This is a genomic window from Clostridium cibarium, assembly GCF_014836335.1.
GTDB classification, from domain to species: Bacteria; Bacillota; Clostridia; order Clostridiales; family Clostridiaceae; genus Clostridium; species Clostridium cibarium.
In genome coordinates, this window is the sequence record NZ_JACSRA010000016.1 from 57,855 (window position 1) to 82,228 (window position 24,374).

Annotated in this window: 18 protein-coding genes; 11 read left to right on the top strand and 7 right to left on the bottom strand. The window is 28.8% G+C overall.

The window, feature by feature from the left end:
• Positions 1–34 precede the first annotated feature (34 nt).
• Entirely contained in the window at positions 35–3,637 is a 3,603-nt protein-coding gene (locus H9661_RS11040; RefSeq protein WP_191768794.1) for an RCC1 domain-containing protein, read from the top strand.
• 107 nt (positions 3,638–3,744) lie between these two features.
• Here the strand turns inward: H9661_RS11040 and H9661_RS11045 are convergent, their stop codons facing one another.
• From H9661_RS11045 to H9661_RS11060, 4 genes are all read right to left on the bottom strand, one after another.
• Positions 3,745–5,325: a Kelch repeat-containing protein gene (locus H9661_RS11045; protein WP_191768796.1), complete on the bottom strand. Its 1,581-nt coding sequence runs from the start codon at positions 5,323–5,325 to the stop codon at positions 3,745–3,747.
• A gap of 83 nt (positions 5,326–5,408) precedes the next feature.
• Positions 5,409–6,962, bottom strand: a complete 1,554-nt coding sequence (locus tag H9661_RS11050; RefSeq protein ID WP_191768798.1) for a Kelch repeat-containing protein — start codon at positions 6,960–6,962, stop codon at positions 5,409–5,411.
• A gap of 216 nt (positions 6,963–7,178) precedes the next feature.
• Complete coding sequence (locus H9661_RS11055) at positions 7,179–8,057, bottom strand: carboxypeptidase-like regulatory domain-containing protein (RefSeq protein WP_143317684.1); 879 nt, start codon at positions 8,055–8,057, stop codon at positions 7,179–7,181.
• A gap of 6 nt (positions 8,058–8,063) precedes the next feature.
• Positions 8,064–8,930 carry a carboxypeptidase-like regulatory domain-containing protein gene (locus H9661_RS11060; protein WP_143317685.1) on the bottom strand — a complete coding sequence of 289 codons (867 nt, stop codon included), beginning with the start codon at positions 8,928–8,930 and terminating at the stop codon, positions 8,064–8,066.
• A gap of 242 nt (positions 8,931–9,172) precedes the next feature.
• Here H9661_RS11060 and H9661_RS11065 point away from each other — a divergent pair, with 242 nt between their 5' ends.
• Positions 9,173–9,535, top strand: a complete 363-nt coding sequence (locus tag H9661_RS11065) for a DUF6075 family protein (RefSeq protein ID WP_143317686.1) — start codon at positions 9,173–9,175, stop codon at positions 9,533–9,535.
• Positions 9,536–9,553: 18 nt separating this feature from the next.
• Here H9661_RS11065 and H9661_RS11070 read toward each other — a convergent pair whose 3' ends face one another.
• The gene (locus H9661_RS11070) at positions 9,554–12,907 is read right to left on the bottom strand and encodes an AAA family ATPase (protein ID WP_191768800.1); all 3,354 of its coding nucleotides are present in this window, start codon (positions 12,905–12,907) and stop codon (positions 9,554–9,556) included.
• 134 nt (positions 12,908–13,041) lie between these two features.
• Between H9661_RS11070 and H9661_RS11075 the strand changes: the two genes are divergently transcribed.
• The 3 genes from H9661_RS11075 (at position 13,042) to H9661_RS11085 (ending at position 15,557) form a co-directional block, all read left to right on the top strand.
• A complete protein-coding gene (locus tag H9661_RS11075) occupies positions 13,042–13,638 on the top strand; it encodes an FMN-dependent NADH-azoreductase (protein ID WP_143317688.1) in 597 nt (198 codons plus the stop codon).
• A gap of 74 nt (positions 13,639–13,712) precedes the next feature.
• Complete coding sequence (locus H9661_RS11080; RefSeq protein ID WP_143317689.1) at positions 13,713–14,309, top strand: FMN-dependent NADH-azoreductase; 597 nt, start codon at positions 13,713–13,715, stop codon at positions 14,307–14,309.
• A 231-nt stretch (positions 14,310–14,540) separates the two neighbouring features.
• Positions 14,541–15,557: an NYN domain-containing protein gene (locus H9661_RS11085; protein ID WP_143317690.1), complete on the top strand. Its 1,017-nt coding sequence runs from the start codon at positions 14,541–14,543 to the stop codon at positions 15,555–15,557.
• 116 nt (positions 15,558–15,673) lie between these two features.
• On the opposite strand, the gene H9661_RS11090 is transcribed toward H9661_RS11085, so the two are convergent.
• Complete coding sequence (locus H9661_RS11090) at positions 15,674–16,603, bottom strand: 2-oxo acid dehydrogenase subunit E2 (RefSeq protein WP_143317691.1); 930 nt, start codon at positions 16,601–16,603, stop codon at positions 15,674–15,676.
• A 313-nt stretch (positions 16,604–16,916) separates the two neighbouring features.
• On the opposite strand from H9661_RS11090, the gene H9661_RS11095 reads away from it, so the two are divergent.
• Positions 16,917–17,375 carry an ASCH domain-containing protein gene (locus tag H9661_RS11095; RefSeq protein WP_143317692.1) on the top strand — a complete coding sequence of 153 codons (459 nt, stop codon included), beginning with the start codon at positions 16,917–16,919 and terminating at the stop codon, positions 17,373–17,375.
• Between the two features lie 175 nt (positions 17,376–17,550).
• Here the strand turns inward: H9661_RS11095 and H9661_RS11100 are convergent, their stop codons facing one another.
• Positions 17,551–19,521, bottom strand: a complete 1,971-nt coding sequence (locus H9661_RS11100; RefSeq protein WP_143317693.1) for a methyl-accepting chemotaxis protein — start codon at positions 19,519–19,521, stop codon at positions 17,551–17,553.
• A gap of 205 nt (positions 19,522–19,726) precedes the next feature.
• On the opposite strand from H9661_RS11100, the gene H9661_RS11105 reads away from it, so the two are divergent.
• The 5 genes from H9661_RS11105 to abc-f all read left to right on the top strand — a co-directional run bounded on the left by H9661_RS11105 (position 19,727) and on the right by abc-f (position 24,325).
• The gene (locus H9661_RS11105; protein ID WP_191768802.1) at positions 19,727–20,713 is read left to right on the top strand and encodes an effector binding domain-containing protein; all 987 of its coding nucleotides are present in this window, start codon (positions 19,727–19,729) and stop codon (positions 20,711–20,713) included.
• An 88-nt stretch (positions 20,714–20,801) separates the two neighbouring features.
• Positions 20,802–20,948, top strand: coding sequence for a hypothetical protein (locus H9661_RS11110; RefSeq protein WP_191768804.1), 147 nt, complete (start codon positions 20,802–20,804; stop codon positions 20,946–20,948).
• A gap of 287 nt (positions 20,949–21,235) precedes the next feature.
• Positions 21,236–22,465 (top strand): MFS transporter, encoded by a 1,230-nt coding sequence (locus tag H9661_RS11115; RefSeq protein ID WP_143317695.1) that lies wholly within the window; start codon positions 21,236–21,238, stop codon positions 22,463–22,465.
• Positions 22,443–22,895 (top strand): ATP-binding cassette domain-containing protein, encoded by a 453-nt coding sequence (locus tag H9661_RS20145; RefSeq protein ID WP_479927597.1) that lies wholly within the window; start codon positions 22,443–22,445, stop codon positions 22,893–22,895. The genes H9661_RS11115 and H9661_RS20145 overlap by 23 nt, the downstream gene beginning before the upstream one ends.
• An 8-nt stretch (positions 22,896–22,903) precedes the next feature.
• Positions 22,904–24,325 (top strand): ribosomal protection-like ABC-F family protein, encoded by a 1,422-nt coding sequence (gene abc-f / locus H9661_RS11120; protein ID WP_479927598.1) that lies wholly within the window; start codon positions 22,904–22,906, stop codon positions 24,323–24,325.
• Positions 24,326–24,374 lie beyond the last annotated feature (49 nt).

Below are 24,374 nucleotides of genomic sequence, written 5' to 3' on the forward strand. Positions count from 1 at the left end.
AAAATATACGGAATGAAAATAAGGGGGAAGAATAATGAAATTTTTTATGAAAAAAATAAAATCTAAACTAATAAAAAATTTAGTTTTAATGACTATATTAGGAATTGTAGGTGGATGTACTGCTATGTTTCAGAGTCCTATTTATGTTAAAGCTTCAGAAAATGCAAGTACATACGAATCTGAAATAAAAGAAGTAGGCATGAGTGAAAATAATACTATAGTAGTTAGAGCTGATGGAACGGCATGGGGCTGTGGAGCTAATGATAATTATGAATTAGGGACAGGCTACAGGGAAATGGATGTTTGTTATTATTACAAAGTTCAGTCTAAGATACCAATTGATAATGTAAAAGATGTAAAGTGTGCTTCAAAATATACAGTATTCCTTAAAAATGATGGAACAGTATATGAATGTGGTGATGATCAGTATGGATTTCAATATTCATACTATCCTGGAATAACAACTCCAATGCAAAGTTCTATAAAAGATGTAACAGATATAGCTTGTGGTTCTAACCATTCAATATTTATAAAAAAAGATGGAACGGTATGGGCCTGTGGAAATAATGATAAGGGGCAAATAGGAAATGAGATTAATAATACTACTCCAGATGGAGATATAATTATTCATATGGGTGGGCCCCATGAGATTGGCATAGAAAATGTAAAAAAGGTTGCTTGTGGGTCTGATTATACAATATTTATAAAGAATGATGGAACAGTGTGGGGCTGTGGTGCTAATGATAAAGGACAATTAGGATTAGGAAATACTACAAATCAAACTACAATAGTAAAAATACCAATAGAAGATGTAAAGGATGTTAAGTGCGGCTCCGATCATACAATATTTATAAAGAATGATGGAACAATATGGGGCACAGGATATAATGAAAAAGGACAGCTAGGAATAGAAAATTATATAAACCAATTTACACCAGTAAAAATATCAATGGAGAATGTAAAAGATATTAGTTGTGGTGCTAATCATACAATAATAGTAAAAAATGATGGGACAGTATGGGCCTCAGGATATAATAATAATGGACAGTTAGGATATAATTGGGATGATACACATTATAAATTTTTTCAGATATCTATAGATAAGGTAAAAAGAATTATATGTGGTGGTGATCATAGTGTTTTTATAAAGGATAATGGTGAGATTTGGGCTTCAGGAAGTAATGCTCATGGAGAATTAGGACTAGGAGATACTGCTAATTCTAAAGAAACTTCACCTATAAATATAACAAATGCATGGTATTTAGGGGCAAGGTATATATTAAATAAAACTGATAATAATTTATCTTATTTCAATGAATATGGTTCTTTAGCTACTATGATTTATGGTAAATCAGATTATGACGAAAATAAACCAATAGGTTATAAATTTGATGATTATAGCCTTGATATGAAGAGCCTAGTGCGTAATGGAACAGACCCAACAATAAAAGAAGTATTACCAGATGGGTCAGCTGTTACTATTGATAAGGATGGTATTTTAAAATATTTTGGAGGTTTTGTTCAAGAAAGTTTGCGTGTACAACCTAGGTACGATCTTGTTGAGTATGGTGCTGTTTGTCCTAAAGTTGATGATAATTCCATATTAAATGGTAAAGTAGTTGATAAAGTAAAATATGGAATGGTTGAGCAAACTCCTGTTGTTATGTTTTATATTAAAGATGGATCTGTCTTTTATTTTATTCCGGAAAATACAGTATCAGGGGGAGGAATTAGTTGGGTTGGATCAGGTAACAAAAATCCTAATCAAATAAAAGTGTTGCCACTAAAACAAAAGGAGTTTGTTAAAACAACTGTTTACAAAGATAAAAGTGCAAAAGCATTATTCTTCTTATTTCAAAAGGTAAATGGAGATTTAGTGTACTTTGATTCTAATAACAATGAAGTTTCTACTGGTGTTAATATGGGTAATGTTCTTCAAATAATTCCTTGCACTTTGAATAATTCAACTATATATTTAATGAAAGATGGAACTTTGAAATATTTAAATGATAAAGGAAAAGCAACAGATATTACCTTGCCAAATGGAACTTCAGTTCAAGGTGTGTTATCCAATAAGTTTATTAAAATGAGTGATGGATTAATTTATACTCTTAATAATAATACTTTGGGAACTACTAATATATTAGAGAGTGAAATAAAAACAGCTGTGAATAATATTATTTGGATGAAAAATGGTATAGTTCAAACTGTAGATAATGATGGGAAAATTACAGTTTTAACTAATGTAAATGGAGCTTTAATTAAAGAGATTAGGGCTTTTGATAATAATAATGCCTTTATTGTAAATCAAGATAATACCACTTATGGAGTTGGAAGTTTAATTAATGGTGTTGATTTAAAGAGTAAGAATATTAACTATGATAATATAGGAACTTTTATATCAAATAATGATAATTCAAATCAGATGAAATTAATAATAATGAAAAATGGAGCAGTTTATGCATGTTCTTCAAATTTTAAAAGATCTGAGAAGATAGCTTTTGGTGGTAATGTTTTAGAAGGATTTCAAGAGAAATCATTAAATGAAGCAAAAGAGGCAGTAGATAAAGCAGAATCAAGGAAGTTACAAGAAGACGTAACAGCAGCTCAGCAATTGGTAACAGCGTTATCAAATGAAAATGACAAAACTGCGCTGCAAAATAGGTTGAATGCAATACAAATATCTGACACTTCTCAAGTACAATTAGATAATGCAAAGAGTGCAGTAGAGAAAGCGGAATCAAGTAAGTTGCAAGAAGATGTAACAGCAGCTCAAAATCTAGTAGATGCTTTAGAAAACAGTAGAGAAAAAACTGGACTGCTAGTAAGAGTATATGTAGTGCAAGTGTACATTAATAATGTGGCTGATGCTACAACTAAAGTAGCAAATGCAGAAAAGACTAAAACACAAGCTAATGTTGATGCAGCACAAGCTTCCATTAAGTTATTACCTATGGGAGATAATAATAGAACTTCATTACAAAGTAGATTAGATGCAGTGCAGGCACATATTACTTATGAAACACAATTGTCTAATGCTGCAAGTGCAGTAGCAAAAGTAGAAGTAACCAAACAAAAGAAAGATTTAGATTATGCACAAACATTAGTTACCATGCTAATAGATGGAATGCCAAAAACTACATTACAAACAAGATTAACAGCAGTTCAAATTTATATTGATAACCTAAATTATTCTACAACTAAAGTTGAAAATGCAGAAAGTACTAAAGTGCAAGTCGATGTTGATGCAGCTCAAGCTGCAATCAATTTATTACCAGAAGGAGATAATAATAGAGATACACTCCAAAGTAGACTAGATGCTATTCAAAATTATATAGATAATTTACCAAGTGCAACTAATATTAAGGTCACTCAAATTGGTAAAGACTCAATTTCAATAAGTTGGCAAACTAATTCTGTTAATAAATTAAGATATCAAATAAGAGTTGGTTCTCAGTATGTTGCAATAGATGGTACATTAACAGCAACTCCAACATGGATTTTGCTTACCAACAAGAATTTTACTATTAAAGGATTAAATCAAAACACTTCTTATGATATAAGTGTAAATGCTCGTAATCAAGAAGGAATAGTTTGCTTTAAAAGTGGAATAGTTAATGTTACTACTTTAAATTAAGCATTTTAGATGAGAGAAAGCTCTAGAAATTTATATAATTTATGAAATTTAATAAACCTCCAATCGTTAATAAATCTAACGGTTGGAGGTTTGTTTATAATAAAGGATTAATACTCTTGAATAGAGAAATATTCTATTTTATCAAATGATATATAATCTTTAATTGGTGTACTTGAGCTAGAGGTTGGCTTATTTACAAAAATATAATAAGCTTTTCCTACACCGTTTGATCTTGAATCATACCAATTTAAGAAGGTGTTTAGTTCATCATTAGATAAATCATAATTCTTTGTAGTATTATTAGATAATGTTATTGTAAGTTTTGTTCTGTTTTCTGTTTTAGGATTTGGGTCTGTAACTGTTACAAAACAAGATGCTACAATACCGTCTTTTGTAGTTGCAGTTATAGTTGAAGTACCAGCTGTAACAGCTGTTATTTTACCGGTTGAATCAACAGTTGCTATTGATGGATTACTTGAATTCCAAGTTACTATAGCTTCTTTAGGACTAGTAGTTGCTGTTAATTTATCAGTTTGTCCAACAATAATGTTATCTGAGGTTTTATCAAGGCTTATTTGATATAAGTTATAAGCTTCTACTGATGATAATTCATTATCAGTTCTACCGCCAATTGAATATATATTATCATCTAAAACAACTGAGGTATGCTGGAATCTAGCATTTTTTAAATTAGATGATGTAGACCAAGTGTTTGTTGAAGGGTCAAATTCTTCAACAGATGATAAAGGATTTGAACCGTTAGAACCACCAATCGTATATATTTTACCATTTAAAACAATTGAAGTAGCTGAAGTTCTAGCATCTTTCATATTTGCAAGAGATGTCCATGAATTATTGTCAGGGTTATATACTTCAAGAGATGAAAAATAACTATCAGTATCCATATTATATCCACCAATTGTATATATCTTACCATCTAAAACAACTGAATTATGGCCTCCTGATTTAGCATCTTTCATACTTGATAGGCTTGTCCACGTATTTAATGCAGCATCATATACTTCCGTAGATGATAAAGCATTGTTATCACTGGAACCACCAATTGTGTAGATCTTATTGTTTAAAACAACTGAATTAGAAGAATACCTTGAATCGTTCATTTTAGCTAGTTTAGACCAAGTATTGGTAGAAGGATCGTATACTTCTGTAGAGGATAATGCTGAATCTTTTGAATCACAGCCACCTATTACATATATTTTGTTGTTTAAAACAACTGAGTTTGAGTAACATCTAGAATCATTCATGTTTGCTAATTGAGACCAAGTATTTTTAGTAGGGTCATATACTTCAACAGAGGACAATGCTTCACTATTTGAACTACGACCACCAATAACGTATATTTTCCCGTTTAAGACAACTGAGTCAAAATCATGTCTAGGACTAGCCATGCTAGCTAAAGTAGACCAAGTATTTGTTGTTGGGTTATAGGACTCTAAAGAAGATAAGTCGCCATTTTTATCTAATCCGCCCATTGAATATATTTTTTCATTTAAGACAACTGAAGAGTGCTTATACCTAGCATAAGTTAGATTTGATGCAGTTGTCCATCGAGTAGATGTTGTTTCAGCAGCTCTTACAAAGATATTTGAATCTGCCAAGACGAAAAATAATGCAATTAACATAAATGTTAAGTTTTTTTTGATATTTGAATAAAATCTATTTTTCATAAAATATCCTCCTATGAGATAATTTCATTTTCATTATTATAATAATATGCTTGTAAAGATAAACAACATAAAAATAGAAAGTATTACTCAGTTATGTAAGATTTTATTTTTACAAATGGTATGTAATCTTTAGTTGGCAGCGAAGTATTATCATTAGGTTTGTTTAAAAATACATAATAAGCTTTGCCTTGTCCTTTAGATTTTAAATCATACCAGTTTAAAAATGCATTTAAATCATCTTTAGTCAAGCGATATTCTTTTGTTGTATCATTTGATAAATTCAAAGTTAGTAATACTGTGTCTTTATTTGGATCATCAGGTATAGTTTTTTCTGTTACAGTTACGCTACAAGTTGCTTTAGCTCCATCTTTTGTGGTAGCAGTTATAATTGCTGAACCAGCTTTAATACCAGTTATATTACCTGATGAGTCAACTTCAGCAACAGTTCTATCACTTGATGTCCAACTTACTAGATTATCAGATGGGTTAGTAGTAGCTATAATTTTTGAAGTTTCACTAACTTCTATTGAAATAGAAGTTTTATCAAGTTTAATTGAATTTTCTTGATAAGATTCAATTGATGATAATGTCCCTTTTGAACTACGTCCGCCAATAGTATATATTCTGTTATTTACAACAACGGAAGTATGAATGTATCTGTCTGTATTCATATTTGAAAGCATTGTCCATGTATTAGTGATAGGATCAAAAACTTCTGTAGAAGACAATGGACTTTTACTACATCCCCCTATGGCGTATATTTTTCCATTTAACAAATTTGCAGTATGAAGACGTCTAGCATTATTCATGTTCGCAAGTGTTGACCAGGTATTGTTATTTGGGTCAAAAACCTCAATGGAAGATAAATTTCCTTTTTCGTTACATCCACCAATTGAATAAATTTTCCCTTCTAGGATTGTTGAAGTATGTTGATATCTAGCACTATTCATATTTGTTGTTGTAGAACAAGTATTAGTGTTTGGATTAAAAACTTCAACGGATGAGAGATAGCCATTTGAGCCAAATCCGCCAATAATATAAATTTTGCCATCTAGTACAACTGAAGTATGATAATATCTGGCGTTATTCATATTTGCAAGTTTAGACCAAGTATTAGTACTTGGATCAAAAACTTCAATAGATGATAATTTTCCACCAGCATTAGAACCACCAATTACATATATTTTGTCATCTAATACCACTGAAGTTGCATATTTTCTAGCATCGTTCATATTAGGTAAAGAAGTCCATGTATTTGTAGCTGGGTCAAAAACTTCAGCGGATGATAAAACTTCACCAGAATGCTCTCCACCCAATGCATATATTTTACCTTTTAAGGTAACAGAAGTGTGATTATATCTAGTTTCTTTCATGCTAGCTAATTTTTTACAAGTATTAATACTTGGATCAAATTCTTCTAGAGTTGATAGTGCTATCTTTGAGGTATAGCCTCCAATTGTGTAAATTTTGTCATTTAGTACAACAGTAGTATGGTATTGCTTTGCATCGGACATATTTCCTAGAGTAGTCCAAGTGCTAGATAACGGTTCTGAATTAACAGCAGATGCATTAATATTTGAGATTCCTAAAAAAAACAATAATATACAAATAGAAATCACTTTTACTTTATTTCTCATTTATATCCTCCAATCATAATTTAAAATATATTATTATAATAATATATATATTATGTCAAAATAAAGAAGTAAATACAATATAGTACATATATCATCGAATATGGTTTTGGTGAAAATAGAAGTGAGGAACTTATTTTTGAAAAATATTGTAAGTTAAAAAATAGCCTGTGCTTTAACCTAAAGATTAGGATTACACAGACCATTTTTAATACAAAATTATATTGTAATATTTCTTTGAAAATCTTCACCATTTTGTAATTTGCACTTAACCATATAGGAGCCATTTGATACATCAGAAAATAAATATACTCCATATTTATTAGTTACTTGAACCTGGACTATTGTTTCATTACCTCTAGCATTTAAACTGTATAGAAAAACTGCAGTATTTGAAACAGGTACTTTATGAGATAGAATTGTTCCACTGATAGTACCAGTTGAATTGCTAGAATCCCTTATTAGGTTAACGTTTAAAGGAATGAATTTATAAGTTTCAACAGTCAATTCAATAGGGTTAAATGGAAGATATCCAACTTTTTTTACTTCCATAATATATTTATAAGGTAAAATATCATATATAATATATTGTCCATTATTATTAGAAGTTGTTCTGTAAATAATTTTATTAGGATCATCAGATGATTTTAAATTGATAATTGCATCTGGAATTGCCATATTTCTACCTTCCATTAGGATTTTCCCATATACTAATCCATTTAATAAAGCAGAGTTTGTTTTAAGAGAAAATGATAGTTCATAAACATCGTTAGGTCTTAAAACAATACATTTTGCTGTTGAAGTAGAATAATATTTTGCAGATGCAACTACTTTATATTCACCAGGATTTAATACATTAATGAAATTATAAATACCTTCTTCATTAGTAGTCGTATGAAATAGAGGATTTAGGTTTCTATCAAAAACTGCAACTGTTGCATTTGAAATTGGGGAATCCCTGTCAAAAACTCTCCCTGTTAGAAGAGTGCTATAACAGGGAGGATTTTTTTCTAGTTCAAGATTAATAGTAGCTTCTTCATAAGGCTGCATCTTAAAAGGATTACTATCTTTAAGAATATATTTATCTTCTATTAACATTTATTGTTAACCTTGAGTTTCCTGTACAGTAGCTTTTACACGATAATTTCCAGGAGCTACATTTGCAAATAGATATCTACCGGAAATATTAGTTTGAGTAATAGCTATAATCCTTTCAGTTCCACCTGTAATAGAATATAATGCTACATTTGCGTTAGCAATAGGTTGATTTGTATCCTCGTCAGTAATAACTCCACTTACTGTACCAGTATTATTTTGAGTATTAGGTGTTAGTATTAAATTACTGGTTACAAAAGCATTTGCTGCAACATTTAGAGTTCCACTTTGATTAGGATTAAAGCCAGTTCTTGATGCCGAAACAATATAGCTGTCAGGTGGTATATTTACGAAAAAGAATTGACCTCTATCGTTTGTGGTAGCTGTTGCAATTGTTGTAGGTGTTTCTCCTGGTTGAGGAACAGTTGTTAAAGTTACAGTTGCATTTTCTATAGGGGTATTACCAACGCTAGAAGTTATTATTCCATAGACAGTTCCCAAGTTTGCATTTGGATTTGTTTCTAAAGGAATATTTATAGTAGTAGTTTCATCATCTTGAATAGTTACAGGTATGGAGTTTGATAAAAGAAATCCAGGGGCAACTGCAACAACACTATATGAGCCTGCTGGCACATTTTCAAAAGAATAATTTCCGTTTTGATCTGTAGTTGTGTGTTCAAAAGGCTCATTATTTGCATCAAATAATTTAACGGTAGCGCCAGCAACTCCTGTGCCACCTGAGGTTACTTGTCCTTCTAAAGTTCCAGTAGTTAATGCTTCATTAGTAGTTAAATTTAAATTTTCAGTTTTTTCTTCTCTGCCTGTAATAACAAATGGATCACTATATCCAATATCATATAAATTAACGAAAGGCATTTCTTTTCTCCTTCTTTCTTAATCTTAAGATTCTATTTTAAATTTTGTTGATTTGTCTATTAATCACAATATAGCTTATGCAATGAAAGTGATATTTGTTAATTAAATTAAGAAATATGTATTAATATGTTGTTTTAAATGTGAAATTAAATCTAAGAGAGTATAAAATTTCAAAAATGGACAATACTTAAAGGTAGCGTTAGAGACTTAAAAATAATACTTAATTTAGAGAGGATGGTTAAATGTTAAAATTAATATCAAGGGAAACTAAAGATAGGTATAGTAAAATACTTAAGGAAATGGGAGTAATAGGAGAAGGTGTTTTGGAAAAGAATAAGGTAGCTGCATTATATATAATATGTGCTAAGGAAAATTTATGGGATAATAGAAAATTATTATTTGATCTTAGTAACCAGAATATAAAAGAAGAAGGATTTAAATTAGTTAAGGGAAAGGGAAATAGAGCATTAGTTCTATTAGCTTTTAATCTATTTAATAGTTACAAGGATGATGAAACAGATGTGTTCAGCATAGTGCAAAAGATTGATAGACAGGATAGAGATATTGTTATTAATGCAATTAATATAATTTGGACAGCAGCTTAAAATGTAAAGCTGCTGCTCTTATTTTAAAAAGTTCTTTTTTAGGAAATCTTCTTTGGTATTATTTATATCGTTTATATTTATTATACTAATGTCTTTTTGAGGCATAGTGCTTTTATAAATTCTTATACTTTGATTTCTAATTAAAATGTCCACTAAACTTTCAATCAATAAGTTGTTTTTTAGAATTAAGTTCTCACTGGCATAGACCTCATTTATTAAATCCTTTAGGGAATCATAAGCACCGTCTTCTAGAGTGAATTCTTTAGTATTTAATAAGTGGATAGCAAGATTTAAAAGTTCTTCTTTATTATAGTTTTCAAAATCTAACCATACTGGAAAGCGCATATTAATATATGGATTGTTTAACATAAGTTTTTTGTAATCTAACTTAGAGCATCCAAGAACTAATACAACTTTATTTTTGCTTTTTTCGATAAAATTTAAAAATGATATAAATATTTCGTCGTATCTTGAATCATTTAGAACTACATCAAGGCAGTATATAAATAATATTTTTCCTAAAAATTTATTTAAAATATCTTCTAGTTTAGATCCTTTATTGATTTCTGAAATTATTTCAAAGCCGTTTATTTCAAAAATACTTTTAGCTTTTACTATACCTTGACTATAATACATTTCTGAAAGCAGGTTTAAAAATTCCTTTTTACCGGTACCAATTTCTCCAGTTATGATCATATTCAAATTTCTTGTAATATCTGTGCGAATACCAGCTTTTCTTCTTTTGGCTTCAACTTTTATTAAAGAATATTGGCACCTTAAAAATTTTTTCGCTTCTTCCTTTAATCTTACATCTTTTAATCTATCATCTAAGTTGAATTTATTGTCTATAGAAATAGATTGAATTGATTCTATATCTTTTGAAGTTATCAAGTTCATTTCATAAACACTAATATCCTCTTCAGCAATTCTTATACTTTGATTTCTTATAATATTTTCAATATAATTTCTAACCATTCTGCCATTTCCAGACTGAGAATCAGCATTTTCGTAAATTTCTTCAAAGCTTTTTTTAAGAGTACCATAAGCATTTTTAGATAACTTAAATCCTTGTGATTCAATTAATCTAATAGACATTTCGAAAAGTTCACTAGGGTTATAATCTTTAAAGTTAGTCCATAGAGGAAATCTTGATCTTAACCCTATGTTCACATCGAAAAAGTCCTCCATTTCCTTTTCATATCCAGCTAAAATAACTATTACATCTTTTGAGTGATCTTCAATTAGTTTTAGTAAAGTTTCAATTGCCTCAATGCCTAAGGAATCATTTGCTAGTGTATAGGCTTCATCAATGAAAAGAATTCCGCCAATGGCTTCTTTAAATTTCTTCTCCGTCTTTTTGGCAGTTTCACCTGGAATTTCTGAAACAAAACTAGATCTATCTGTTTCTACTAACTGACCAACTTTTAAAAGACCAATACTATTTAGCATTTCGGCAACAAGTCTTGCAATACTTGTTTTTCCTGTACCTGGATTGCCTATAAAAACCATATTTAAGTTTTGCTGTACCTTAGTTATTACTCCAACTGATTTCCTTTTTTCTTCAGCTACTATAAGTTTATATTGGCTTTTAATAATATTTTTTACTTCTTCTAGTCCAATAATATTTTTTAACTTTTCTTCTAAATCAAATTTTGCATTACGTCTAAAGTTAAAGTCATCTCTTTCTAATAGATCAATTTCTTTATTATTGTCAATGAGATATTTTTTTGAAGCATCAAGAATAGCATTTTCTATTATATTTCTTACAAATCGAGCATTTCCTAAGTCATTTTTACCTGCAATTTGATTTCGAGTAAAAAGATCAATTAAGCCATTTTTAACATTTCTAGCAATTCTATAACCTTTAGATTTTGCAATTTTTATGGATAATTCATACATCTCAGCTGGAGTGTAATCTTCAAAATGGATTTTATTTGGAAATCTTGATTTTAATCCTTGATTAAGACTTAAAAAATATTCCATATCATTTTCATAGCCAGCTAGGATAACTACAATGTTATCTTTATTATCTTCAACACCTTTAAGTAAAGCATCTACTATTTCAATACCTATTTTATCATCTTCGCCTTTGCAAAGAGAATAAGCTTCATCTATAAATAAAACACCACCTAAAGCTGAATATATTATGTCATTAGTTCTTTTTGCTATATCAATATTATTTTCTGAGAAAAAATCAGCTTTGCTAACTTCTTTGAAGATTCTTTTTTTCAAAACACCTAAGGTACTTAAAAATTCAAATGTTATTTTAGCAGCATTGGTTTTTCCAGTACCAGCATTACCTGTAAAAATCATATTCATAGAAATTCTAGCGGTTCTCATGCCAAGCTTTTCTCTAATTTTTTGAACTTTTATATTATTATGTATGTTATGAAGAAATTCTTTTAATTGATTCATTCCGGTAGTTGAATTAAGTTTATAACATACTTCATCAAATGTTGGGGTTGAATAATGAGTTAAATTATAAAGACCATCTTCTGTTTTGCAAAATATTTTGTTATGTTCTACATATAAATGAAGTGTTGATTTAGTGTTGACCTGATTTTCAAAAAACAAATTGTTTATAGGATGATAGATTTTATATTTTATGTATTTGTCTATTCCAAAACTACTATCATTAGTATAATCAGCTTGTAAAAATTTCAAGAGAATATTTTCTTCTTCAGGTAGACCTAAAGATATGTCAATATTAAAATTATTTTCAAGCTTATTTAAGTTTTTAAATAGTCCAATTTTTATTACTTCGTAATTTTCTGCTGAATCTAAGTCTCTTGTTATCAATACCTGGTCAACTTTATTTGAAAATTTTTTGCTTATTTCACTATCTTTATCATTTGATACGAATACAAAGAATTTATTATGGCATATAAAATGATTTATTTTATCCTTGTCTTGCAAATTAGCTTTTATTAAAAATTTATTTTTAATTACATATTCATCATTTAATAGAATACAGGTATTAGGGTATATATTAAGTAAGACTTCTGAGATTTCTTCTGTAGCTTTTTCAAGATTTTTAAATAATAAACATTCTCTATGGTTATTTAATTTTTCGTACAGATCAGTGATAAAGGCATTGTAACCTAGATTGAAGTCATATGAGGATAAATCTAACTCATCAATATTTTCATTTTCAACTAGGTTTTCGACTTTTAAATTTTCAAAAAGTAACCTAATACTAGTCTTTTTTGCAGTGTTCTTTTCTCCTAGAATTAAGAGAGAGCCCTTAAGGTTGTCATTGAGCTTTATAAAGAAATATTTACATAACTCACTTAAGTAATCATGTTGTCCTATTAATTCATTATTTAAAATTTTTTCTATATTTGATATTTTAACTTCTATATTATTATTCATTAATAAATCCTCGCTGTATATATATTACTTTCTTAGTTTGTATAAAAAAAACACTAATATTCATTTGTGCATATTAATTTATAAAGAGACATAAAATATTTTTAACTAATGGATTATATAGAGGAGATGGAATAATGAGCAAGATATTATATATAAAAGCAAACGTTAAAGCAAATGGTGAATCAAGAACTTTTAAAGTGTCAGATAGTTTTATAGAAGAGTATAAGAAAAATAACCCTAGTGATGAAGTAATAACTTTAGATTTATATACCGAAAATATTAACTTTTTGAAACCAGATGATTTGACTAAAATTTTTGGACCTAAAGATGAAAATAGTAAAAGTGATCCTATTTTAAAATATGCATATCAGTTTGCGGAAGCTGATAAATATGTAATAGCAGCGCCAATGTGGAATCTAAGTTTTCCAGCAATATTAAAAGCTTATATTGATTATATAAGTATTGTAGGTATAACTTTTAAATATACAGAAAATGGACCAGTAGGACTTTTAAAAAATAAAAAAGCTGCACATATAGTAGCAAGAGGCGGTGAGTATGGTAATGCTCCATATGAAATGGGGGATAGATATTTAAGGACGATATTGGGCTTCTTTGGAATTCAAGATATAGAGACAATAGCAATTGAAAATCTTGATATAGTAGGAGCAGATGTTGAAGGAAAAGTAAATGAGGGAAAAGAAAAAGCTAAAAAAATTGTACAAAACTTTTAATTTATATTTTAAGGAAAGTCATTTTGGCTTTCCTTAATTCACATTTAGAACAAAATATACAAGGAGATGAAAAGATGAGCAAGGTATTATATATAAAAGCCAATATAAAAGAAAGTGGGGAATCGAGAACTTTTAGAGTATCAGATTGTTTTATGAAAGAATATAAAAAAAATAATCCTGATGATGAAATAACTACATTAGATTTGTATAAGGAAAAGATTGAGTTTTTAAAACCAATTGAACTAAAAGAAATTTTTGAATCTAAAGATGAAGAGAGTAACAAGAAACCTATTTTAAGTTTTGCATATGAATTTGCAGGAGCAGACAAGTATGTAATAGCAGCACCAATGTGGAATTTGAGTATTCCAGCAATTTTAAAAGCTTATATAGATTACATAAGTGTTGTAGGTATAACTTTTAAATATACAGAAGATGGACCAGTGGGACTTTTAAAAAATAAAAAAGCTGTACATATAACTACAAGAGGTGGGGGATACAATAATACAAATTATGAAATGGGAGACAGATATATTAGAACAATACTAAGCTTCTTTGGAATTGAGGATATACAGACAATAGCTGCTGAAAATTTAGATATTTTAGGAGTAGATGTTGAGAAGAATGTTAATGAAGGAATTGATAAGGCTAGAATTATTGCTCAAAGCTTTTAATGAAGAATACATGACTTAAGGAAAGTAATTTTTCTTTCCTTAAGTTTAACTAAGTAAATGTTTCAGTAACTAAATTTGCAAAGATTAAATTAGAATATATTTCTGAATGATAGGTTAATGATATATGTTTATCCTAATTTTGTAAGAGAGTATATTCTATGATATACTTAAAACAATGTGTAATATATGTTTAGTGAATAATAGTGCTATATAAGTAAAGGGGTAGGGGCTATGGAAGAAAAAAGATTTGCAGTATTAATAGATGCTGATAATGTTTCCTCAAAATATATTAAAAATATATTAGATGAAATATCTAATTATGGGATAGCAACATATAAGAGAATTTATGGGGATTGGACAAGTAAAAACGCAGCAGGATGGAAAGAGGTGTTACTTGAAAATTCAATCTCTCCAATTCAACAATATAGCTATACTACAGGGAAAAATGCTACAGATTCGGCTATGATAATTGATGCTATGGATATACTATATTCTAATAGTGTAGAAGGTTTTTGCATTGTATCAAGTGACAGTGATTTTACAAAACTTGCAGTACGGCTTAGAGAATCAGGAATGATAGTAATTGGAATGGGTGAAGAAAAAACGCCAAAACCTTTTAGTGTAGCTTGTAATATATTTAAATATCTTGATATATTATCAGAAGTTGAAGAACAAGATACTATAGAAAATAGTGCTGTAAAATCTAAAGAAGATAAAGAAAAAGATGAAAACAATAAACTTGAAATAAAAGCTAAAGAAGCTAAGACTATGACTGATATTAAAATTATAGAAGAATCAATAATTAAGATTATAACGGAAAATGGAAATGAATTAAAAGGAATGGATATGGGAGAGTTAGGAAGTAGACTTGTTAAAAGATATCCTGATTTTGATGTTAGAAATTATGGTTATAGCAAATTATCAAAATTTATAACAAGTTTTAATTCATTAGATTTAGAAACAGAACTGAATAATTTAACTGTACGAGTAAAAACAAATGATGTGAATTTAAAAACAATTGAAAATACAGTTATTAAGATTATAAAAGAAAATGGAGAGAAAGGCATTAATATGGGAGAACTAAATCAAAAATTAGTTGAAAATTATCCGAATTTTAATGTCAGAAATTATGGTTATTCAAAGTTTTCAAAGTTAATAAATGAATTAAATGAGGTAACTATAAAAAGTAAAGGAAGAAACGGGTGTGCTAAAACTGTCACTTTGCTAAAAAATGTTTTGAAGAAATAAGGTAAAGTCAAGAGTGATTCTTGGCTTTACTTTATTGGAGAATCTTAGTTTTTATATAGAAATTGTAGAATAAAAGTAAGTAATAAGGTTTAACATGAACTCTTTAAAATATAAAATTACCATCTATGAATAATATTGGGTTTTGTAAATATCTTATCAAGTGTCTTTATAAAAGGAATAATAGAGTTAAAATCAAGAGCTCTATGGTCAAAGGCAAGGCACATTGGGAGAGTTTTTCTTATACCAATTTCTTTAATGCCATTTTCTTTTGTAAATATTCCTGCTTTTTCTTGAATAGAACTTATTCCAATAGCAAACACTTGTGGCGGTATAATTTCCAGTAAAGAAAAAAATCCTTTTTGTTCTTTATATAAAGAACCTATATTGGATACTGTCACTGTAGCAGATAAAATATTTTTTTCTGTTAAACGATCTTTCTCTGGAATATTGTAATAGTTTTGTTTTTCTAATCCTTTAAGACAACTAGCTTTATGTTGACTAAATTTTGAAGATAAAATACGTCCTAAAATACTAAAGTTCAGTTTCCTTATTTCATTGATGGTATCAGTGCAAGCTGCTTTATATAACATTTCATTTATATTTGTATTTTTAATTTTTTTTGATAAGCTAAGAATAGAGTTGGAGATATCATTTAAGGACATTTTTTCAGTATTTAATATGGTTGGTGTTATCATTTTTTCATCAGGGAGGAGCCAAGGAATAGCTATGTTAATCGCATCTAAAATATAAAGAGTTCCTTCAGATTTCTTAGAATTATATTCTACATAAGAATTTAAATCAGGGGCTAATAGCAGACCTTCTATAATAGTTTTAATCATTATTGTGTTGAAGGTAATTTTATGATTTGATTTTATTTTGTTTTTACTCAGTTTTAAAAATTCTTCGTAAAAATTGGTTATGTCAGGCTCATAGATATAAGTAACATGTGGAACGGTTTTCCAAGAGGTTGATGTCATATGTGATACTACCTTTCTTTGTAGATCAAATTTTTTTGTAGCTTTTATTTTTATGTTTTTATAGTTCATAATTTTTCTCCCTGTAACTTATATTTATAACTATAATAAAGATTAATTTGTATAATTTTATGCAACATTTAAAGTAATAGAAGTATCTAATAAGTATAAAATTCAAACTGACTTTAATAAAAAGATATTATTTAAGTAAAAAAGATAATCCTAAAATAGGAAGGTTAAACATAAATTTTAACGAGAGTAGATTTAATTGTAAATTTAGTGCACTTAATAAAGTAGAATTCACAAAGAATAGGAATTAAAATACCTTTTTGTGATATAATTACAATATGGTGTAAAATAAAGTATTATTTAAGGAGGTATAGAGATGGATCATTTAGTATATTGTAATGGAAAATCAAAAGTTTTAGAAAAAATTTTAAGTGGTACAAAGACAATGATTATTAGAGGGGCAGCAGATAGAAAGTTACCGTATGGAAGAGTATTCGAGGGAGAAACTCTTTACTTTATAAAAAATAGAGGATATGGTTTAATTGAAGGAAAGGCTACTGTAAAAAGTGTATTTAATTCTGAAAAAATTACAGAAGATGAATCGAAAAAACTAATAAGTGAAAATATGAGTAAGTTGGATTTATCTGAACTTCAAGTTCAACGTTGGGTTGGTAAAAACTATATTTGCTTAGTTGAGATAGAAGATGTTGAAAAAGTGGAAATGCATTTAAAATTTAAATACCAGAAAACTATGGAAGATTGGGTCATCATTGAAAACGTTTCATCTGTAGTGGAAAATCCAAATGAAAGATATAACAGTTTAAAGTATAAGTAATAACTTAAAGACTTTTCTTTCATATTTTTATATTAGTATAAATTTGTACTATAAGCATAGAAATCAAGCTTTAAAAAGATTTCTGTGCTTTTTAAAAAATAATTTATATATACTGTATTTACAAAAAAGTGGACTATAGATATTATCTATAGTCCAAAATTAGAAAATAAATTTGCTATTCAGTTTTGAATTTATTGATTAGTGATTTTAGATTTACTGCCATTTCTCCAAGACCTTGTGCTGATGCCGTCATTTCTTCAATGGAAGCTACTTGTTCTTCAGTAGCAGCAGATATTCCTTGAATTTCACCATTTACTTTTTCTGAAAGGCTAACCATAGCATCTAAGTTATTAGAGATAGCTTCTTCTTCTTTAGCCACGGAAGTTATAGAAACTGTTACTTCTTCCATATTAGTTGATATATTTTGAATAGCTTTAAAGATTTGTTCAAAATATTCATTAGTTTCTTTTATAACTTTTGATCCACCTTTAACATCATCTATTCCTTTATTCATTACCACAGTTACATTCTCTGTTTCTTTTTGAATTCCATCAATTATTTCACTAACTTGTCCAGCTGCTTCACCAGATTGTTCAGCTAGCTTACGAACTTCATCCGCAACAACTGCAAAGCCTTTTCCTTGTTCTCCAGCACGGGCTGCTTCGATGGCAGCATTTAGCGCTAAAAGGTTAGTCTGTTCTGATATTCCTTTAATTACTTCAGTAATTTGGCCAATTGCTTTTGTGTGTTCATTCAATTTGCCTATTACAAGTGCAGTTTCGTTTACTGAGCTTTGTATACCATCAATGCTAGAATTTACCTTAACTAAAGCCTTGCTTCCCATCTCTGAATAATTAGAAGCATCCTTTACTGCACTTGATACAGCAGTGGATTTCTTATTTATATCATCCACAGCATTATCTAGGTTCCTCATATTTGAACTTATCTTATTTATGCTTAGGTTAACTTGCTCTGTTCCGTCTGCTATTTCATTAGAATTTTCAGCTGTGCTTGTAGATGCCATAGCTTGCTGTTCACAAACACTTATCATTTCAGTAGAAGCTTCTGAAACATTTGAAGAATAACTTTTTATACTATTTACCATTTCATTCAGATTGCTTACCATCTTTTCAAAGGCTTTACTCAATTCACCTATTTCATCCTTTGAAGATATATCAAGTTTATTTATATTTAAGTTTCCGTCTGCAACATTATTAGCGGCAGATAAAAGCAATTTAATTGGAGCTACTGAACGGCCTGATAAAATAAATACAATAGCACAAACAATTACTAATATGATTAGTCCGATTGCAGCTGTTAAAATAGATGATTGTACACTTTTTTCAATAGCTACTTTTTTAGAGATTTCTGCACATACTAACCAACCAGTTTTCTTGTCTTGAACAAAGCTTATAAGCTTTTTTTCACCATCTACTAGTATTTCTTCAGATCCACTATTTCCAGATAAACCATTTTTCACGTATTCATAATTGCTTAAGTCTTTACGTTCATCTAATGTTTTAAATGTTTCTGTAGGATGAGCTAACATTTTTCCTTCTTTATCTAAAACATAAACAGTAACATTATCAGTAGAAAGATTTTTTACAAAGTTATCTAAGTTTGTAAGATTAATTGTTCCTTGTATTACGCCTGTGATATTTCCATTTTCTTTATCCATTATTGGTGTGGCTAAAACGGTGATAGGCTTTCCAGTATTTTTAGCTATAAGAATTTCTGAAATAACTTCTTCGTCACCTTTAATAGCTGATTTGAAAAAGCTACGATCAGAGATATTGGAAGTTGCCTCGTTATCAGATCTTACAAGTTGATTTCCATCTACTTTGGAAACAACAATGCTAGATATATTTGGATAAACATTTTTTGCTTCAACAAGAATTGGTTTGATCTTTTCAGAATCCATTGTACGAATAAGTGGATTTTTTGATAAAACTCTAATTCCTGTGAGATTTTCATTTGCTAAGTTTTTTATTTCTGCTTGGACTATTTCTGCTTTTTTTAAATTCTCTGCCATAGCGTTTTCTGTTGAACTATTTTGAGAAAAAGAAAAACTAATAGAAATAAAAATTGCTAATGGTAAAGAACTTGCTAACAATAGAATTAATGTTAGCTTTTTTCTAATGTTCATATATGTACCTCCCTTAATCAATAAGTATAATTACCCTTATATATAATAATCGACCTAAATTGACTTCTCTTTATAAAATAAGGATATTTATTTATAATAAGTTATTAACAGTGTTGGAGATAGATTGAAAAGTTTTTTTGGAAAATAGTGTTGACCTTGACGCCGTGTACTACTTTATACTTTATAATAAGGATGGAGGGTAAGTATGGAACTTATAACAATTAGTGAAGTATCAAAAAATTTTAACGTGTCTACTAGAACACTTAGATATTATGAAGAAATAGGGCTTTTAAAAAGTACTAAAAAAGAGGGTTACGCTTATAGAGTGTACGAAGAAAAGGCAATTCTACGATTGCAGCAAATAATAATTTTAAGAAAATTGAATATTTCCCTAAAAGAAATCTCTAGCATTTTAAATAATGAGAATATTATTAATACTATTGAAATATTTAAGAAAAATGCTAATGAGTTGACAGATAAAATAAATTCCCTTTTAGTTATAAAGGAAATATTAAATAATCTTATTGAAAAAATTGAAGAAAGTCAAAATATTCAAATTAACTTAGATGTATTAAAGGATAATTCCGTACTTAATATGATTGACTCCTTATCCTTATCAAATTTTATTTTTAAGGAGGAAAAGTCATTGGAATATTTAAACAAAGCAGCAAAAACTTTAGAGATTCTTAAAGATGTTAGGATTATTCATTTACCATCATTCACAGTTGCATCAAGTCACTATATTGGAGAAAATCCAGAAGATAATGCAGGTGAACAATTAAAAAAGTTTATAAAAGAGAGTGATTTATATAGTATAAAATCAGATGCTCGTGTATTTGGATTTAATAATCCATGTCCAACTAAAAATGAAGTATATTATGGATATGAATTTTGGGTTACTATTCCAGAGAATATGGAGGTGCCTAAGCCACTTGAGAAAAAGCATTTAAATGGAGGTTTATATGCAGCGCATATGATAAGTTTCGGTAATTTTCACGAATGGGAATGGTTAAGTAATTGGGTCTATAAAGATAATTCTAAGTATGAAGCAAATTGTCTTAAGGATAATGGTGAGAAAATGGGTGGATTACTTGAAGAACATTTGAATTATGTATATTATGTGAATTCTAAGTGGCCAAAAAGTGATGAACAACAGATAGATTTATTGTTTCCAATAAAGAGGAAAGGTTAGTAGATAATTTTTAATTTTAGGTAAATTATTGCATGTCATGGAAATATAATGTATAATGAACCTAATTATTATTAAAGGAGGGTAGATCATGAGAAATATAGTTGGTACTGTTAATTTTACTTTAAATAAACGTTGGACTTTTAGTAGCTCAGTTACAAAAACAGCAATTTTAGGTGTTAACGGGATAAGTGCGTCCATTTTTAGAATAAGTACTAACTATTGTATAAATCCATGATTCTACATCTAGAGTTTAGCAGTGTATTCATATAATGAATTACAATTGCTGATATAATTAGATTTTAAGACTCAAGGCTTATGCATTGAGTCTTTTATTTTGTGCTTATATAGGAAACACTTCATAAAATACAGTAGTTAAATTAATAACTGTGTCTGTGAAATGTGGACCTTTAAATTGGATAACTTTTCTCGTAAGCCTTAATTGTTTAATTTCTCTACTAAAGAGAAGTAGACAAAGGCTTATTTTTATTTGTCAAAATTTAAAATTCATTTGAGGAGTTAACTATGAGTACAAATAATAATTTGAGAGTAAATATATCAGTAAGTTATATATATAATTTTTTAATGCAGTTAGATATAACATCAGCTATTTGGGTTTTATATCTAAGCTTTAAAGGGATGTCTTTAGTTGAAATAGGAGTAATAGAATCTATTTATCATATTACAGGACTATTGTTTGAATTACCTACAGGAGCTATTGCAGATATTTATGGGAAAAGGTTTAGTGTAATACTTGGAAGGGTAATAAGTGTTATTTCTTGTATTTTTATGATTACATCTAATAATATGTTAGGCTTTTCTGTTGCATTTATTTTAAGTGCTGCATCAGGTAATCTTAATTCAGGAGCAGCTGAAGCATTGATTTTTGATAGTTTAAAAGAACTTGGAGAAGAGGAAAAATACAAAAAGATATGGGGGAGCATTTCCTTTTTTATGTCAATGGCACAAGGGATGGCAGTTCTTATTGGAGGAATATTAGCAGATTTAAATTTCTTATACGCATATATAGTAGGTACAGCTATACAAATAGTAGCATTAGTATCATCTTTTCGATTTAATGAACCGCCTACTAATAAAAATGAAGAAAAATGCCAAGAAAATAAAATTATATATCAGCTAAAAACTAGTATAAAGGTGCTTAAAGTAAGAAAAATGGTACTTTACTTAATTTTATTTTCTGCTTTAGTAGGAAGTCTTCAAACAACAGTATATTTTTACAGCCAAAAGTTTTTCTCAAATATGAACTATTCTAGCACCATAATTGCAATAATATGTGCTTTAAGCAGGGCCATTGAAGCTATGAGTTCAAAATACGCATATAAGTTTGAGAAATTATTTAAATTGAGGGGGACCTTAATTAGCATTGCTGCAATAAATATAGTGGCATTAATTGGTTTAGCCTTTATAGAGAAGTTATCTATACTATTCTTTTTTGTAACATCAATTACAGAAGGGTTAGGTTATACGATATTTAGTGACTATATAAATAAGAGGATACCATCAGAGTATAGGGCAACTATATTATCTTTTGATAGTTTATGTTTCAGTTTCTTTATGATTTCGGTATTCCCTTTCTTTGGGTTAGTAGTAGAAAAGATAGGTTTTTCAGTAACTTTTGGAGTTATGGCAATTATATATGTTCCCATAATGTTATTCATAATGCAAAAATTAAAGAAAAATAAGAATAGAGAAATAATTGGAGGAATCAGTGATGATAGAATTAGCGTTAAATAAGTTGCAAAAATATTATGGTGGCACAATAGTTTTAGAAGACATTAATTTTGAGGTACAAACTTCTGAAAAGGTAGGAATTGTGGGAGAAAACGGTTGTGGAAAAAGTACACTTTTAAAAATAATTATGGGGAAGGAAGACTATGAAAATGGTAGTGTTTCTATTAAAAAAGGAGCAACTCTAGGTTATCTTGAACAGGTGCCAGTTTATCCAGATAGATATAAAGTAATTGATGTATTAAATACAGCTTTTGAAGAGGTTGATTTATTAGGTAAAGAGTTAGAACTTTTAGAAAGAGAACTTTCAAGTGATAATCAATCTAATATAGATAAGTTGCTAAGAAAACTTTCTGATTTACAGGTTACTTATGAAAGTTTAGGTGGATATGAAAAAGAGGAAAAGTTAAGAAAGTATGTACTGGACTTAAAATAAATGATGAAATGAAAGAAAGTTTATTTTCAGATCTTAGCGGGGGAGAAAAAACTACTATAATACTAGGGAAAATATTGCTTCAAAATCCTGATGTTTTGCTACTAGATGAACCGTCAAATCACCTTGATTTAGAATCTATTGAATGGCTTGAGAGATACCTTAAGGAATACAAGGGGATAGTATTAATAGTATCTCATGATAGATATTTTTTAGATAATGTAGTAACTAAAATAGTTGAAATTGAAGATGAAAAATCAAAAACTTATGAAGGTAATTACACAGCTTATCAAGTAGAAAAGGAAAAGCAACTTAAGCTCCAAATGGATGCATTTCAAGAACAGCAGAAAAAGATAAAAGCTATGGAAAAATCTATTACTAAGCTTAGAGACTGGGCTATTAGAGCTGATAATAATAAATTTTTTAGAAGGGCTGCAAGCATGCAGAAGCAGCTTGATAAAATACAGAGAATAGACAAACCTGTTATGGAGAGGGATAGTATTAATATTAACAATAATTCCTCACAAAGATCGGGAAATGATGTTGTTATAGTTAAGGATTTATGTAAAAGTTTTGGGAAAAAAGTTCTGTTTAATAAAGCTGAATTATTAATAAAAAAAGGCGAGGCAGTAGCATTAATTGGGCAAAACGGATCAGGGAAATCAACTATGATAAAAATTTTATTAGAAATGGAAAAAGCAGATGCAGGACATGCTACTCTTGGAAGTTCTATTAAACTGGGATATTTGCCACAAAATATTTCTTTTGTAGATGAGAATAAAACTATATTAGAGTGTTTTAGGGAGGACATAGTAATAAGTGAAGGAAAAGCTAGAGAATATCTTGCAAAATATATGTTTTTGGGGGAAGTGGTATTTAAAAAAGTTAAAACTCTCTCTGGTGGTGAAAGGAGTAGGTTAAAGTTAGCTATCCTCATGTTTAATGAAGTGAATCTTTTGATTTTAGACGAGCCTACAAATCATTTGGATATTTACTCAAGGGAAGAGTTGGAAAGTTTTTTGAAAGAATTTAATGGCACATTATTATTCATATCTCATGATAGATATTTTATAAATAGAGTAGCAACAAGAGTGGTGGAGTTATATCAAGGAGTTTTAGTTTCATATGACGGAGATTATGAATATTATAAGGAAAAGTCATTAGAGCTAAAAAATATGCCACAAATCAAAACGGAAGAAAAAATAGTTAAGAAAGAAAAACAATCTAAATCTGTTAATGGGAAAGTTAATCAGTGGAAGAAAGAAAATTTAGAAAAACAAATTGAATCTATAGAAGAAAGCTTAAAGGATAAAGAAGAGAAAATTAACAGATTTTGTAGTGACTACGAAAAATTAAATATATTATATGCTGAAAAATTAGAACTAGAAAAGAAATTAGAGAAGATAATGGAAGAGTACTTCGATTATTTATAAAATATAGAGACATTTTTGTAAAGTTTGAAATAATGAAGCACTAAAAGGT